Origin of the sequence: Streptomyces nanshensis (assembly GCF_001751255.1) — a bacterium.
GTDB classification, from domain to species: Bacteria; Actinomycetota; Actinomycetes; order Streptomycetales; family Streptomycetaceae; genus Streptomyces; species Streptomyces nanshensis_A.
This window is the reverse complement of record NZ_LJGW01000448.1, coordinates 1-220: the sequence shown is the minus strand read 5'-3', so window position 1 is coordinate 220 and position 220 is coordinate 1. Positions and strand designations below refer to the sequence as shown.

The following is a 220-nucleotide window of genomic DNA, read 5'->3' as shown; positions in this document are numbered from 1 at the left end:
CCTGCTCTGTTCGCGGTCGAGGTGGCGTTGTTCCGCCTCGTTGCTTCGTGGGGCATCGAGCCCGACTATCTGGCGGGGCACTCCATCGGTGAGGTCGCGGCGGCGCATGTGGCCGGGGTGTTCTCTCTGGAGGACGCGTGCCGGCTGGTGTCGGCGCGGGCGCGGCTGATGGAGGCCCTGCCCGGGGGTGGGGCGATGGTCGCGGTGGAGGCGGCCGAGG

At 72.7% G+C, this 220-nt stretch carries 1 protein-coding gene; it reads left to right on the top strand.

What is annotated here, in order from left to right:
• A partial coding sequence (locus AN218_RS28145; RefSeq protein ID WP_141747713.1) for an acyltransferase domain-containing protein occupies positions 1-220 on the top strand: 220 nt, incomplete at both ends.